This is a genomic window from Streptomyces sp. R28 (assembly GCF_041052385.1).
In the GTDB taxonomy this organism is placed as follows: Bacteria; Actinomycetota; Actinomycetes; order Streptomycetales; family Streptomycetaceae; genus Streptomyces.
In genome coordinates this window covers 5,311,013-5,325,470 of sequence record NZ_CP163439.1, presented here as the reverse complement: position 1 = coordinate 5,325,470, position 14,458 = coordinate 5,311,013, and the positions used below count along the sequence as shown (strand labels likewise).

The window sequence follows — 14,458 nt, the reverse complement described above, 5'->3', positions numbered from 1 at the left end:
CGGCTTTCGCCCCGATTGGGCAGGGCTTCGGCCGCCCGGTGACCGCGCTTTCTTTCGCCCTCTACCTGCTTGTGCACTCCCCCCGACCTGCTTCTACCGCTCCTCGGGCGACCGGGGTGGGCTGACCGTCGTACGCGGCGGACGTCGCTGGGACGAGGTACGCACGATCAGTTCGGTCGGTATCACCTGCTCGACCGGCCGGTCCGACTCGACCCCCTCGATGGCGTCGATGAGGAGCTGGACCACGGCCGTGCCGATGCGGCGCGGCTTGAGGGAGAGCGTGGTGATGGGCGGCTCGGTGTTGGCGTACACGGTCGACTCGCTGCAGCAGACCAGAAGCAGGTCGTCCGGTACGCGCAGGCCGTAGCGGCGGGCGGCGGCGAGCAGGTCGGTGCCGTTCGGGTCGAACAGGCCGTAGACGGCGTCGGGGCGGTCGGGGCGGGCGAGCAGCCGGTCGGCGGCGACGGCGCCCGCGCACGGGTCGTGCGCCGGGTAGGCCTCGTACACCGGATCCTGGCCGACCCGCTCGCACCAGCGCAGGTAGGCGGTGGTCGACAGGTGGGTGTACGTGTCCGTGGTGGTGCCCGTGAGTAGACCGATCCGGCGGGCGCCTGCGTCGGCCAGGTGGTCGAGGATGCCGAGTACGGCGGCCTCGTGGTCGTTGTCGACCCAGGCGGTGACCGGGAGCGAACCGGCCGGGCGGCCGTCGGAGACGACCGGTAGGCCCTGCCTGACCAGTTCGCTGACGACCGGGTCCTGGTCGGACGGGTCGATGACGACCGTGCCGTCGAGGGCGACGTTCGACCAGACGTCGTGGCGCGAGGTCGCGGGGAGGATCACGAGGGCGTAGCCGCGGGCGAGCGCGGCCGAGGTGGCGGCGCGGGCCATTTCCGCGAAGTACGCGAACTCGGTGAAGGTGAAAGGTTCATCCCCGTACGTCGTCACGGTCAGGCCGATGAGACCTGATTTGCCGGTACGGAGTGTCCGGGCGGCGGCCGAGGGCCGGTAGCCCAGCCGGTCGGCGACCTCTCGGACATGGCGTCGGGTGGCGTCGGGGAGCCGGCCCTTGCCGTTGAGGGCGTCGGAGACGGTTGTGATGGAGACCCCGGCGGCGGCGGCCACGTCTCTGATGCCCGCCCGGCTGGGCCGGCTGCCTCGGCGTGAGGTTTCCGCGCGGCTCACCTGGTGCTTCCCTGCTGCTGTCATGGCGAGCCGATAGTAGGGCTCATGCGGTGGGGTAGTGCGGACGCATATGCACTCGTTGACAGGCACGTTTCTGCAAGGTCATCGAGCGTCAAACCCCTTGGAAAACAAGGGAGTTGAACGTTCCAATAATAGGACCTGACTTGTCGGCACGCATGGGCCTGCCAAGTGCGCGATGTTTCGAAGAGGTCTCAACTCACCTTCACGAGGGATGCGCGCCACGGCGCGAGCCACCGGCGCGTAGATATATGTGTGACGCGCCCCCTAATTCGTACAACTTCGTACGACGATGCCCCTGATGCGGGTGTGGCAGAAGGGGTCCGTACTCGAGGGCGCCGCACCTGTACGCATCGGCGCCGAATCCTCATAAGGTGAGGAGTATTGAGTCGGCGGTGGTGATGGGCCGCCGGTGGTCGCGAGGAGGACTGCGGTGAGCGAGACGAGCCCCAAGCTGCGCGCGGAGCTGGCGGGGATCCCCACCTACAAGCCAGGCAAGCCTGCCGCGGCCGGTGGTCCGGTGGCCTACAAGCTGTCTTCCAACGAGAACCCCTATCCGCCGCTGCCCGGCGTGATGGAGTCCGTGACGGCCGCCGCCTCGTCCTTCAACCGCTACCCGGACATGATGTGCACGGCGCTGATGAGCGAGTTGTCGGAGCGCTACGGAGTGCCGATCTCTCACCTGGCCACCGGCACCGGCTCGGTCGGCGTCGCCCAGCAGCTGATTCAGGCCACGGCCGGCCCCGGCGACGAGGTCATCTACGGCTGGCGGTCCTTCGAGGCGTACCCGATCATCACGCAGATCAGCGGTGCCACGTCCGTGAAGGTGCCGCTGACCCCGGGCGATGTGTACGACCTGGACGCGATGGCCGCCGCCATCACCGACCGGACCAGGCTGATCTTCGTCTGCAACCCCAACAACCCGACGGGCACGGTCGTGAAGCGGGCCGAGCTGGAGCGGTTCCTCGACCGGGTGCCCGGCGATGTGCTGGTGGTGCTCGACGAGGCGTACCGCGAGTTCATCCGCGACCCCGAGGTGCCGGACGGTGTGGAGATCTACCGTGAGCGGCCGAACGTCTGTGTCCTGCGGACGTTTTCCAAGGCGTACGGCCTCGCCGGCCTCCGTGTCGGCTTCGCGATCGCCCATGAGCCGGTCGCGGCGGCGCTGCGCAAGACGGCCGTGCCCTTCGGGGTGAGCCAGCTCGCGCAGGACGCGGCCATCGCCTCACTGCGTGCCGAGGACGAACTGCTCGGCCGGGTGGGCTCGTTGGTGTGCGAGCGCAACCGCGTGGTCGACGGGCTGCGCGCCCAGGGCTGGACGGTGCCCGAGACTCAGGCCAACTTCGTGTGGCTGCGGCTGGGGGAGCGCACGGTGGACTTCGCGGCGGCGTGTGAGCAGCACGGCGTGGTGGTCCGACCGTTCCCGGGCGAGGGTGTGCGGGTGACGGTCGGGGAGGCCGAGGCGAACGACATCTTCCTGAAGGTGGCGGAAGGGTTCCGCAAGGAGCTGTAGGGCTCCGCAAGCAGGTCAGGCGTCCACGAGCTCCACGCGCACGGGGTCGCCGTCGCGGACGGTCGCCAGCAGGCGGGGGTCGCCGTCTACGTGGCCGAGGACGTTGCACGGGCTCGCGAGGCGGCACTCGTCGCCCCGCGAGATCGGTGTGGGCCCATAGGGGAGGGCGAGCGCGTCGCCGTCCGTCCAGAAGGCGACCGTGCCCGGGTCGACGACCTGTCGGGCGTTGGTTTCACGTGGAACGGCGACGCCCGTGTCGAAGTAGACCTCCTCGCCCCACGTGCGGGCGGTGGAGACGAGCGGGAGGGCCTTGGCGAGGGCTTGCGTGGTCGGGGTGTCGTCGAGGGCCGCGGTGAGGTGACCCGCGGGCCAGGAGATCCGTATCCGTTGGGGTGTCTGTGTCTGCATGCAGGTGATTCAACAATATGTTGAAGTTCGCGCCAAGGGGTTGAACCTAATGAGGGACCCCCCTCGGAGGCCGGAATGCGGGTGCTGCATAATTGCTTGTGAATGTGAACGCTTTCACAAGCGTAGGTAAGGAGCGGCGACGTGGACCTGGCTTTGGCGCCGGAGACTCTGGCGCGCTGGCAGTTCGGTATCACCACCGTCTACCACTTTCTGTTCGTCCCTCTGACGATCTCGCTGGCCGCCCTGACGGCCGGGCTGCAGACCGCCTGGGTGCGCACGGAGAAGGAGAAGTACCTCAGAGCGACGAAGTTCTGGGGCAAGCTCTTCCTGATCAACATCGCGATGGGTGTGGTCACCGGCATCGTGCAGGAGTTCCAGTTCGGCATGAACTGGTCCGACTACTCCCGCTTCGTCGGTGACGTCTTCGGCGCTCCGCTCGCCTTCGAGGCTCTGATCGCCTTCTTCTTCGAGTCCACCTTCATCGGCCTGTGGATCTTCGGCTGGGACAAGCTGCCGAAGAAGATCCACCTGGCCTGTATGTGGATGGTCTCCATCGGCACGATCCTGTCGGCGTACTTCATCCTCGCGGCCAACTCGTGGATGCAGCACCCGGTCGGCTACCGGATCAACGAGGCGAAGGGACGGGCCGAGCTCACCGACTTCTGGCTCGTACTGACCCAGAACACCGCCCTCGCGCAGGCCTTCCACACCCTGTCGGCGGCGTTCCTGACCGGCGGCGCGTTCATGGTCGGCATCTCCGCCTTCCACCTGCTGCGCAAGAAGCACATCCGCGACATGAAGACCTCGCTCAGGCTCGGCCTGGTCACCGTCGTCATCGGCGGCATGCTCACCGCGATCAGCGGCGATGTCCTCGGCAAGATCATGTACGAGCAGCAGCCGATGAAGATGGCCGCGGCCGAGGCGCTGTGGGACGGCGAGGAGCCGGCACCCTTCTCGGTCTTCGCCGTCGGCGATGTGGACAAGGGCCATAACAAGGTCGCCATCGAGATTCCGGGCCTGCTGTCCTTCCTGGCCAAGGACGACTTCACCTCGTACGTCCCCGGCATCAACGACGTCAACAAGGCCGAGCAGGAGAAGTACGGTCCGGGCGACTACCGGCCCAACATCCCCGTCGCCTACTGGGGCTTCCGCTGGATGATCGGCTTCGGCATGGCGTCGTTCGCCATCGGCCTGGCCGGGCTCTGGCTGACCCGCAAGAAGTTCATGCTGCCGCAGCACCTGAGGGTCGGCGACGACGAGGTGCCGCATCTGGTGCTGCTCCCGAAGAAGGCGCTCGGCCCGAAGCTGACGCAGTGGTACTGGCGCATCGCGATCTGGACCCTGGCCTTCCCACTGATCGCCAACTCCTGGGGCTGGATCTTCACCGAGATGGGCCGCCAGCCCTGGGTCGTCTATGGCGTTCTGCGCACCCGTGACGCGGTCTCCCCCGGCGTCTCTCAAGGCGAAATCCTCACCTCGATGATCGTCTTCACCACGCTCTACGCCATCCTCGCCGTCGTCGAGGTCAAGCTCCTCGTGAAGTACGTCAAGGCCGGCCCGCCCGAGCTGACGGAGGCAGACCTGAACCCGCCCACGAAGATCGGCGGCGACGACCGTGACGCCGACAAGCCGATGGCCTTCTCCTACTAGGCCGAGGGAGTTGCACAGTCATGGAACTTCACGACGTCTGGTTCGTCCTGATCGCCGTCCTGTGGATCGGCTACTTCTTCCTGGAGGGGTTCGACTTCGGGGTCGGGGTCCTCACCAAGCTGCTCGCCCGTAACCGGCCCGAGCGGCGGGTGCTGATCAACACCATCGGTCCCGTCTGGGACGGCAACGAGGTGTGGTTGCTCTCGGCCGGCGGTGCGACCTTCGCTGCCTTCCCTGAGTGGTACGCCACGCTCTTCTCCGGGTTCTACCTGCCCTTGCTGCTCATCCTGGTCTGCCTGATCGTCCGGGGCGTGGCCTTCGAGTACCGGGCCAAGCGGCCCGAGGAGAACTGGCAGCGCAACTGGGAGCAAGCCATCTTCTGGTGCTCGCTGATCCCGGCGTTCTTGTGGGGTGTGGCCTTCGGCAACATCGTGCGGGGCGTGAAGATCGACCAGAACTTCGAGTATGTCGGCACCTTGTGGGACCTGCTCAATCCGTACGCGCTCCTCGGCGGTCTGGTGACGCTGACGCTGTTCACCTTCCACGGTGCGGTGTTCACCGCGCTCAAGACCGTCGGGGAGATCCGGGAGCGGGCGCGGACGCTGGCCCTGCGGGTCGGTCTCGCCGCCGCCGTGCTGGCGCTGATCTTCCTGCTCTGGACGCAGGTCAAGAACGGCGACGGCAAGAGCCTGGTCGCGCTGATCGTGGCCGTTGCGGCTCTGGTCGCCGCGCTCGTGGCGAACCAGGCCGGGCGTGAGGGATGGTCGTTCGCCTTCTCCGGCGTCACCATCGTGGCCGCCGTGGCGATGCTCTTCCTGACGCTCTTCCCGAACGTCATGCCGTCCTCGCTCAATGACGAGTGGAGCCTCACGGTCACCAACGCCTCGTCGAGCCCCTACACGCTGAAGATCATGACCTGGTGCGCGGTGATCGCCACACCGATCGTCATGCTCTACCAGGGCTGGACCTACTGGGTGTTCCGTAAGCGGATCGGCACGCAGCACATCGCTGCGGAGGCCGCTGCGGGGGCCACGCACTGAGTCCGCTGCGGGCGGGGTGGTTCACGATGTTTCACGTGAAACACCCCGCCCTGGACCGAAGGGCATGTTTCACGTGAAACCGATCGATCCGCGTCTTCTCCGATACGCCCGCACCACTCGCCTCTTCCTGGTCGCGGTCGTCGGCCTGGGCGTCGTCGGTGCGGTGCTCGTCATCGCGCAGGCGATGCTCATCGCCGAGGCGGTGGTAGGTGCGTTCGAGCACGGGATGTCCGCCGCCGAACTGCGCACTCCCCTGCTCCTGTTGGCCGCTGTAGCGGTCGGCCGCGCGGTCATCGCGTGGCTCACCGAGCTCGCCGCGCACCGGGCGAGCGCGGCGGTGAAGTCGGAGCTGCGGGGGCGGCTGCTGGAGCGGTCGGCCGAGCTGGGGCCCGGCTGGCTGAGCGGACAGCGCACCGGTTCCCTGGTCGCCCTCGCCACGCGGGGCGTCGATGCCCTCGACGACTACTTCTCGCGCTATCTGCCGCAGTTGGGGCTCGCGGTGGTGGTGCCGGTGGCCGTGCTGGCGCGAATCGTGACCGAGGACTGGGTCTCGGCGGCGATCATCGTCGGCACCCTTCCGCTCATCCCGGTCTTCATGATGCTGATCGGCTGGGCCACGCAGTCCCGGATGGACCGCCAGTGGCGGCTGCTGTCCCGGCTGTCCGGGCACTTCCTGGACGTCGTCGCCGGGCTGCCGACCCTGAAGGTGTTCGGGCGGGCCAAGGCGCAGGCCGAGTCGATCCGGCGCATCACCGGCGAGTACCGCCGGGCGACCATGCGGACACTGCGGATCGCCTTCATCTCCTCCTTCGCACTGGAGCTGCTCTCGACCCTCTCGGTGGCACTGGTCGCCGTGACGATCGGCATGCGGCTCGTCCACGGCGAGATGCATCTGTACGACGGCCTGGTCATCCTCGTGCTGGCGCCCGAGGCCTATCTCCCGCTGCGTCAGGTGGGTGCGCAGTACCACGCGGCGGCCGAGGGTCTGTCCGCGGCCGAGGAGATCTTCGAGGTGCTGGAGACGCCGAGGCCGGCCTCGGGGACCGCGGCGGTGCCGACGGGGACGGTGTCATTCGAAGGAGTCTCGGTCCGCTACCCCGGACGGTCCGCCGACGTCGTGTCGGACGTGTCCCTCGCCGTCGAGCCCGGGGAGACGGTCGCGCTCGTCGGGCCGAGCGGCGCGGGCAAGTCGACGCTGCTGAACGTGCTGTTGGGGTTCGTGCGGCCTGCCGAGGGGCGGGTGCTGGTCGGGGGAGCCGATCTCGCCGATCTCGATCTGCAGGAGTGGCGCTCACGTATCGCCTGGGTTCCGCAGCGGCCGCACCTGTACGCCGGGACGATCGCCGAGAACGTACGGCTGGCACGGCCCGACGCGGACGACGCTGCCGTACGACGTGCGCTGGGGGATGCCGGGGCGCTGGAGTTCGTGGACGCGCTGTCCGGGGGCGTCGACACCGTGCTCGGTGAGGACGGGGCCGGGCTGTCCGCAGGGCAGCGGCAGCGGCTCGCACTGGCCCGGGCGTTCCTTGCGGACCGGCCCGTACTGCTGCTCGACGAGCCGACGGCCGCCCTCGACGGGGCCACCGAGGCCGAGGTCGTGGAGGCCGTGCGGAGGCTGGCGGTGGGGCGGACGGTGCTGCTGGTGGTGCATCGGCCGGCGCTGCTGGGCGTGGCGGACCGGGTGGTGCGGCTGTCGGAAGCCGCGGTACCCGTGCAGGCAGGCGCACGGCCCGAGGCGCCCGTGCCCGCCGTCGGCCACCCGATCGACCCGATCGAGCGGGAAGCACGGGGCGGTACCGCTGCGGACGAACCTCAGGCCCCTTCGGACGCCGCCGGGGCAGCCGTACCGCTCGCGACTCACACACGGGGCGTCCTCGCCCGGGTCCGCGCCATGTCCGGTCCCCGGCGCGGCCGCCTCGTCCTCGCGCTGCTGCTCGGGAGCCTCGCGCTCGGCAGTGCCGTCGGGCTCATGGCGACCTCCGGGTGGCTCATCTCGCGGGCCTCTCAGCAGCCGCCCGTGCTGTACCTGATGGTGGCTGTGACGGCGACGCGCGCCTTCGGTATCGGGCGGGCCGTGTTCCGGTACGCCGAGCGCCTGGTCTCGCATGACGCGGTGCTGCGCATGCTGGCCGACACCCGGGTCGCCGTGTACCGGCGGCTGGAGCGGCTGGCGCCCGCCGGGCTGCGCCGCACGCGTCGGGGCGATCTGCTGTCGCGGCTCGTCGCCGACGTGGACGCACTGCAGGACTACTGGCTGCGCTGGCTGTTGCCCGCGGCCGCGGCGGCCGTTGTGTCCGCCGGTGCCGTCGGCTTCACCGCGTGGCTGCTGCCCGAGGCCGGTGCCGTGCTCGCGGTGGGGCTCCTGGCGGCCGGGGCCGGTGTCCCGCTCGTCACGGGTGCCGTCGCCCGCCGCGCCGAGCACAGGCTGGCCCCCGCCCGCGGAGTGCTCGCGACGCGCGTGACGGATCTGCTCACCGGCACCGCGGAGCTGACCGTCGCCGGCGCCCTGCCCAGCCGTACGGCCGAAGCGCGGCGGGCCGACGGGGCGCTCACCCGGATCGCCTCACGGGCCGCCACCGCCACCGCGCTCGGCGACGGACTCACCGCGCTGGTCTCCGGCCTCACCGTCGCCGCCACCGCCCTCGTGGGCGCCCAGGCGGTCGCCGAGGGGCGGCTGGGCGGCGTGGCGATGGCCGTCGTCGTCCTGGCTCCCCTGGCTGCCTTCGAGGCCGTCCTGGGGCTGCCGCTCGCCGTGCAGTACCGGCAGCGGGTGCGCAAGAGCGCGGAGCGCGTGTACGAGGTGCTGGACGCCCCCGAGCCCGTACGGGAGCCGGAGCGGCCCCAGCAGGCGCCTGCGTCGCCCTTCCCGGTCGCCGTCAGGGGCCTGACCGCCCGTCACGCGGGGCAGGACCGGGACGCGCTCGCCGGCCTTCACCTGACCCTGGAGGAGGGCCGCCGGATCGCCGTGGTCGGCCCGTCCGGGTCCGGCAAGACGACGCTTGCGCAGGTCCTCCTGCGCTTCCTGGACACGGACGCGGGCTCGTACACGCTGGGCGGCGTGGACGCGTACTCGCTGGACGGCGACGACGTACGGCGGCTCGTCGGGCTGTGCGCGCAGGACGCGCACCTCTTCGACAGCTCCGTACGCGAGAACCTGCTCCTCGCGAAGAAGGACGCCACCGAGGCCGAGCTGCGGGACGCCCTCGAGCGGGCTCGGTTGCTCGGCTGGGCCGACAGCCTGCCCGACGGGCTGGACACGCTCGTGGGCGAGCACGGGGCGCGGCTGTCGGGCGGGCAGCGGCAGCGGCTCGCGCTGGCCCGCGCACTGCTCGCCGACTTCCCCGTCCTCGTGCTCGACGAGCCCGCCGAGCACCTCGATCTGCCCACAGCCGACGCCCTCACCGCCGATCTGCTGGCCGCCACCGAGGGCCGCACGACTCTGCTCATCACCCATCGCCTGGCCGGTCTGGACGCGGTGGACGAGGTGGTCGTCCTGGACGCGGGGCGTGTGGTGCAGCGAGGGACGTTCGCGGAGCTGGCCGCTGTGGACGGGCCGCTGCGGCGGATGGTGGAGCGGGAGGAGGAGGCGGATTTGCTGGTGGGGGCGCCGTAGCGCGCGGTCGGCCCGTGGTCGCGGGTGAGTGCTCTCCGGCGACCGCTCGTCGACGCTCGCGTCAACAGGCGTACTGACCCATCCGCAGCAACGCGTCCCCCAGGCGTACGACCCGAACAAGACTGGGACCCGGCGCGCGGGCCAGGATCGCTGACATGCGCCCATATCGCCGCAAACGCCTCCTCGTTCCGGCGCTGCTGTGCGCGCTCGCCCTGCTGGTGGCTCCGTCCGCCGACGCCACCGGCGACGGGAAGGACACCCCGGGCCGCGACGGCGGGGGAACGGGCGGTGATGTGGGCCTCGGTGCGCAGGTGGCGCGGCTGTACGAGGACGCGGCCCTGGCGACACAGCGGTACGAGGCGGGCCGGCAGGAGGCCGAGGTGCAGCGGGCGAAGGCACAGCGGATCGAGGCGCTGCTCGAACGCGAGCGGCGGCAGATCGGCGTCCTGCACGAGGACCTGGGCCGGATCGCGCGCGCCCAGTACCGCAGCAGCGGCGGAATGCCGCTCACCGTGCAGATGATCCTCGCCAAGAGCCCGGATCAGCTGATGCGCGGTCAGCATGTCTTCTCGCAGACGAACCTGGCCGTCGACAACGCCATCGAGAAGAACCGTCGTGCCGAGGCCCGGCTGGCCGCGGACGAGGCCAAGGCCGCGGCGGCCTGGCAGACCCTGGACAAGCGCAACGCCGCGCTCGCCGAGCTGAAGAAGGGCATCGAGCAGAAGCTCGAAGCGGCGCGGTGGCAGTTGCAGGGGCAGGCCGACGCCTCCGTGGCCGCCGGCTCCTGCGCCGGTGCCGTCCGGCTCGACCAACCGCAGACGGACTTCACGACCGAGTGGGTCACGCCGGTGGAGTCGTACGAGCTGTCCGCGGCGTTCGGCAGCGGCGGGCTGCGGTGGGCGAACCAGCACACCGGGCAGGACTTCGCGGTGCCCATCGGCACGCCGGTGCGGGCGGTCGGGGACGGGCGCGTGGCCAGGGTGTCGTGCGGGGGCGCCTTCGGCATGGAGATCGTCGTCCGGCATGCGGACGGCTACTACACGCAGTACGCCCATCTTGCCTCCGTCGCCGTGGACCAGGGCGAGCGCGTGGACACCGGGCAGTGGATCGGCCAGACGGGCACGACCGGCAACTCCACCGGCCCACACCTGCACTTCGAGGTGCGGGTCACTGCGGAGATGGGCTCGGCGGTGGACCCGGTGCCGTGGCTGGCGGCGCGGGGGGTGCAGGTGGGGTAGGAGGCTGGCTCGGCCTAGTCCCGCTGCGCCAGCAGCTGTTCGATCACGACCGCCACACCGTCCTCGTTGTTGGCGACCGTGCGCCCCGACGCGGCGGCGACGACATCCGGGTGCGCATTGCCCATCGCGTACGACTGGCCCGCCCAGGTCAGCATCTCGACGTCGTTCGGCATGTCCCCGAAGGCCACGACCTCCTCGTGCGAGATACCGCGCTCGGCGCAGCACAGGGCGAGCGTGCTGGCCTTGGAGACGTCGGGGCCGCTGATCTCCAGCAGGGCGCTGGGGCTGGAGCGGGTGACATTGGCGCGGTCGCCGATGGCGAGGCGGGCGAGGGTGAGGAAGGCGTCGGGGTCGAGGGTGTGGTGGTAGGCGAGGATCTTGAGTACGGGCTCGCCGGCGCCGGGGGCGTCCGGCGCCAGGAGGTCCTCGGCCGGCGCGAGCTCGTCCGGTATCTCCATGTGCAGCTTGGGATAGTTCGGCTCCTGGTAGAAGCCGTACGTCTGCTCCACCGCGTACACCGTGTCCGGAGCCGCCTCGCGCAGCAGCCGTACGGCGTCCAGCGCGTTCTGCCGGGCCAGCTCCCGCACCTTCACGAAGCGGTGGGCGCCGGGCCCGCCGTGCAGGTCGACCACCGCCGCCCCGTTGCCGCAGATCGCCAGGCCGTGACCGTGGACGTGGTCGCTGACGACATCCATCCAGCGGGCCGGGCGCCCGGTGACGAAGAACACCTCGATGCCCGCCTCCTCGGCGGCGGCCAGCGCGGCCACCGTGCGCGGGGAGACCGACTTGTCGTCTTGCAGAAGGGTGCCGTCCAGGTCGGTGGCGATGAGCCGCGGGCGGACAGCGGCGGCGGCCGGAGTCTGGGGCTGTCGAGTCGCTGAGGTCACCGGGTCATTCTCCCGCATATGCCTGCACGACCGTGCGGCAGTCCGCACATCTGAGGCACCGCCTGAGGAGAAACCGTCCCTGAGGGCCCCGCCCACACGGTCCTGACCAGCACTGTCGCGCCCGACCGGCTCACCGCAGCTGAGCTGCCGCCTCCATGGCGATCTGCTCGAAGACCTTCTCGTCGGCCGCGAAGTCCGAGTCGGGGATCGGCCAGTGGACCACGATCTCGGTGAATCCCAGTTCCTGATGGCGCCCCGCGAAGTCCACGAACGCGTCGAAGGACTCCAACGGACGGCTGCGGTCCGGAGTGAAACCGGTGAGCAGGATCTTGTCGAGGTCGGCGGTGTCCCGGCCGATCTCGGCGCAGGCGTCGGCCAGCTTCTCGGCCTGTCCGCGAATGGCTTGAATCGACTGTTCGGGAGTGCCGGTCTCGTACAGCTTGGGGTCGCCCGTCGTCACCCATGCCTGCCCGTACCGCGCCGCGAGCCGCAGCCCACGCGGGCCGGTCGCGGCGACCGCGAAGGGCAGCCGGGGGCGCTGCACACAGCCCGGGATGTTGCGTGCCTCGTGTGCCGAATAGAAGTCGCCCTCGTACGACACCGCGTCCTCGGTCAGCAGCCGGTCCAGGAGCTGGACGAACTCGGCGAACCGGTCGGCCCGCTCGCGCGGCGTCCACGGGTCCTGGCCGAGCACGGTGGCGTCGAACCCCGAGCCGCCCGCACCGACGCCGAGCGTGAAGCGGCCACCGGAGATGTCGTCGAGGGAGACCAGTTCCTTGGCGTACGGCACCGGATGCCGGAAGTTCGGCGAGGTCACCAGAGTGCCGAGCCGCAGACGGTCGGTGACGGCCGCGGCGGCGGTCAGCGTCGGCACGGCACCGAACCACGGGCCGTCCCGGAAGCTGCGCCAGGACAGGTGGTCGTAGGTGTACGCGGTGTGGAAGCCGAGCTGCTCCGCGCGCTGCCATGCCTCGCGGCCCCCCTCGGACCAGCGACGGTACGGGAGGATCACGGTGCTCAGGCGCAGACTCATGTGTCGAGCGTAAGCGGCCGAACGGGTTTCACGTGAAACAGTCACCGCGCGCGGCTGCTCAGCCACGGAGTGAGGCTGATTGCGCGTACTCGGCGGTGACTGCGCGGAGGGCGGTGGCGGTGACGGCGGCCTCCGTGGTGGGAAAATTGGTCTATATCACTGAGCACGCCCGAGGTGGGCCCCGAGCCTGCTGTAAGGCAGGGGGGTCAGTCCGAGTCGGGGAAACGCAGGTACTCCGGTGGCACGGCCTTCGTCAGCCACACCCCGTTCGCGCTGACGTGGAAGACATGGCCGTCGTGGTGCATGGCGCCGGCGTCCACGGAGAGCACCAGTGGGCGGCCGCGCCGGGCGCCGACCCGCGTGGCGGTCTCGCGGTCGGGCGAGAGGTGCACGTCGTGCCTGTTCATGGGCCGCAGCCCTTCGGCGCGGATCGCGTCGAGGCTGTCGGCCACGGTGCCGTGGTAGAGGTACGGCGGCGGTGTCGCCGGGGGCAGCCCGAGGTCGACGTCGATGCTGTGGCCCTGGCTGGCGCGGATCCGGGTGCCCTCGATCGCGAAGCGCTGCTTGTCATTGGCGGCGACCACGTGGTCCAGCTCTTTCCGGGTGAACCGGAAGCCGTGCGCGCCCGCGGCGGCGATCAGGGTGTCGATCTCGACCCAGCCGCCCTCGTCGAGCGTGAGCCCGATTCGCTCGGGCTGATGGCGCAGGTGCTTCGAGAGGTACTTCGACACCTTCACGGTGCGTCTTTCGTCCATGCCACCAGCGTGCCGGGAGAGGTGTGAATCACGCGAACGATTTCGCTCCGGATGTTTGATCCACAACCAAGTGCGGTTATCCACAGGGGAATTGGCGATTCTGTGGACAACGAGCCGCCGATTCAAGAGGTTTCGTCAAGATCGGTTGACGTGACGTGACTTGCGGCGAGCCGATCCAAGGCGCGGGCCCTCACCTCCCGTTCGGCGGCCAGCGCGATGAAGGACCCGGCCTGGCCCGGGCCAACAAGCCTCTCCACGGCTACCATCGTCTCGGCCGGGACCGCCACGGACCGCGTCCGATCCCGCGGATCGGGTGTCTCGCCCGTGTCCAGATGCTGACGCAGGTGCCGCACCGCCAACAGTCGCATCGCTCGGGCGAGTTCCGCGTCCACTGTCTGCTGAGCGAGTGGGCGCAGTCGTCGTACGAGAGAGGCCGCTTCGGCCGCTTCGGCGTCCGTCGGACGGTGTGGACCGTCCAGGTAGCGGGCGAAGACGTGTTCGGTGGTGAACTCCAGGAAGCGGGCTGCGATGTGCTCGACCTGCCCCCTCAACTCCCTTAGATGGCCGGAGATCGCGGACAGGGGAACCCCGGCGGAGTGCAACTCGACTGCCACGGCCAGCTCTTGGGGGCTCGGCACGAGGAAGGAGTCCGCGTCTGCGGGGTCCGGCTCCAGCACGCCGAGGGCCACGGCATCGGCCACCGCTGCGTCGTCCGGGGCGCCGCCGAAGCGCTCGTCCAGCTCGGCACGCGAGATCCGTACCGCCTCCTCGTCGGTCCACGGCCCGTCCACCTCGGCGACCAGCCCGAGCACCCCGCCGAGGCCGCGACCGGCGTCCCAGGCCTCCAGGAGTTCCTTGATGGAGGCCAAGGTGTAGCCGCGGTCGAGGAGGTCGGCGATCTGGCGCAGGCGGACGAGGTGGGCGTCGGAGTAGACGTTGGCCCGGCCGCGGCGCTCGGGGCGGGGGAGCAGGCCTCGGTCCTGGTAGGCGCGGATGGTGCGCACGGTGGCACCGCTGAGGTGCGCGAGGTCCTCGATCCGGTAGGCCGGAAGGGCCGGCCCGCCGGCCGCGTGGCCGACCTCGCCGCGCTGGTCGGCCACCCGGCTGACCTCACTCACAGC

The 14,458-nt window shown here is 70.2% G+C and carries 11 protein-coding genes; 5 read left to right on the top strand and 6 right to left on the bottom strand.

Going from position 1 to position 14,458, the window contains the following annotated elements; translation table 11 throughout:
• Positions 1–93: 93 nt before the first annotated feature.
• Positions 94–1,206 (bottom strand): LacI family DNA-binding transcriptional regulator, encoded by a 1,113-nt coding sequence (locus tag AB5J49_RS23655; protein WP_079052380.1) that lies wholly within the window; start codon positions 1,204–1,206, stop codon positions 94–96.
• A 427-nt stretch (positions 1,207–1,633) separates the two neighbouring features.
• On the opposite strand from AB5J49_RS23655, the gene hisC reads away from it, so the two are divergent.
• A complete protein-coding gene (gene hisC, locus AB5J49_RS23650; protein ID WP_369170610.1) occupies positions 1,634–2,713 on the top strand; it encodes a histidinol-phosphate transaminase in 1,080 nt (359 codons plus the stop codon).
• 15 nt (positions 2,714–2,728) lie between these two features.
• Here the strand turns inward: hisC and AB5J49_RS23645 are convergent, their stop codons facing one another.
• Positions 2,729–3,121 (bottom strand): cyclophilin-like fold protein, encoded by a 393-nt coding sequence (locus AB5J49_RS23645; RefSeq protein ID WP_369170609.1) that lies wholly within the window; start codon positions 3,119–3,121, stop codon positions 2,729–2,731.
• 141 nt (positions 3,122–3,262) lie between these two features.
• On the opposite strand from AB5J49_RS23645, the gene AB5J49_RS23640 reads away from it, so the two are divergent.
• From AB5J49_RS23640 to AB5J49_RS23625, 4 genes are all read left to right on the top strand, one after another.
• Complete coding sequence (locus AB5J49_RS23640; RefSeq protein WP_369170608.1) at positions 3,263–4,771, top strand: cytochrome ubiquinol oxidase subunit I; 1,509 nt, start codon at positions 3,263–3,265, stop codon at positions 4,769–4,771.
• A gap of 20 nt (positions 4,772–4,791) precedes the next feature.
• Positions 4,792–5,811, top strand: coding sequence for a cytochrome d ubiquinol oxidase subunit II (gene cydB, locus AB5J49_RS23635; RefSeq protein ID WP_369170607.1), 1,020 nt, complete (start codon positions 4,792–4,794; stop codon positions 5,809–5,811).
• Between the two features lie 64 nt (positions 5,812–5,875).
• Positions 5,876–9,424 carry a thiol reductant ABC exporter subunit CydD gene (gene cydD, locus AB5J49_RS23630; RefSeq protein WP_369170606.1) on the top strand — a complete coding sequence of 1,183 codons (3,549 nt, stop codon included), beginning with the start codon at positions 5,876–5,878 and terminating at the stop codon, positions 9,422–9,424.
• Positions 9,425–9,579: 155 nt separating this feature from the next.
• The gene (locus tag AB5J49_RS23625) at positions 9,580–10,662 is read left to right on the top strand and encodes a M23 family metallopeptidase (protein WP_369170605.1); all 1,083 of its coding nucleotides are present in this window, start codon (positions 9,580–9,582) and stop codon (positions 10,660–10,662) included.
• 14 nt (positions 10,663–10,676) lie between these two features.
• Here AB5J49_RS23625 and AB5J49_RS23620 read toward each other — a convergent pair whose 3' ends face one another.
• The 4 genes from AB5J49_RS23620 to AB5J49_RS23605 form a co-directional block, all read right to left on the bottom strand.
• Positions 10,677–11,567 carry an HAD-IIB family hydrolase gene (locus AB5J49_RS23620; RefSeq protein WP_369170604.1) on the bottom strand — a complete coding sequence of 297 codons (891 nt, stop codon included), beginning with the start codon at positions 11,565–11,567 and terminating at the stop codon, positions 10,677–10,679.
• A gap of 112 nt (positions 11,568–11,679) precedes the next feature.
• Positions 11,680–12,582: an LLM class flavin-dependent oxidoreductase gene (locus tag AB5J49_RS23615; protein ID WP_369170603.1), complete on the bottom strand. Its 903-nt coding sequence runs from the start codon at positions 12,580–12,582 to the stop codon at positions 11,680–11,682.
• Positions 12,583–12,788: 206 nt separating this feature from the next.
• Complete coding sequence (locus tag AB5J49_RS23610) at positions 12,789–13,337, bottom strand: RNA 2'-phosphotransferase (RefSeq protein WP_369170602.1); 549 nt, start codon at positions 13,335–13,337, stop codon at positions 12,789–12,791.
• 122 nt (positions 13,338–13,459) lie between these two features.
• The gene (locus AB5J49_RS23605) at positions 13,460–14,437 is read right to left on the bottom strand and encodes a MerR family transcriptional regulator (RefSeq protein ID WP_369175233.1); all 978 of its coding nucleotides are present in this window, start codon (positions 14,435–14,437) and stop codon (positions 13,460–13,462) included.
• Positions 14,438–14,458: the final 21 nt, after the last annotated feature.

Excerpts from the sequence above, each read along its gene's own strand:
- AB5J49_RS23655 (WP_079052380.1), bottom strand. The coding sequence starts at position 1,206 with ATGACAGCAGCAGGGAAGCACCAGGTGAGCCGCGCGGAAACCTCACGC.
- AB5J49_RS23645 (WP_369170609.1), bottom strand. The coding sequence starts at position 3,121 with ATGCAGACACAGACACCCCAACGGATACGGATCTCCTGGCCCGCGGGT.
- cydB (WP_369170607.1), top strand. The coding sequence starts at position 4,792 with ATGGAACTTCACGACGTCTGGTTCGTCCTGATCGCCGTCCTGTGGATC.
- cydD (WP_369170606.1), top strand. The coding sequence starts at position 5,876 with ATGTTTCACGTGAAACCGATCGATCCGCGTCTTCTCCGATACGCCCGC.
- AB5J49_RS23625 (WP_369170605.1), top strand. The coding sequence starts at position 9,580 with ATGCGCCCATATCGCCGCAAACGCCTCCTCGTTCCGGCGCTGCTGTGC.
- AB5J49_RS23620 (WP_369170604.1), bottom strand. The coding sequence starts at position 11,567 with ATGCGGGAGAATGACCCGGTGACCTCAGCGACTCGACAGCCCCAGACT.
- AB5J49_RS23615 (WP_369170603.1), bottom strand. The coding sequence starts at position 12,582 with ATGAGTCTGCGCCTGAGCACCGTGATCCTCCCGTACCGTCGCTGGTCC.
- AB5J49_RS23610 (WP_369170602.1), bottom strand. The coding sequence starts at position 13,337 with ATGGACGAAAGACGCACCGTGAAGGTGTCGAAGTACCTCTCGAAGCAC.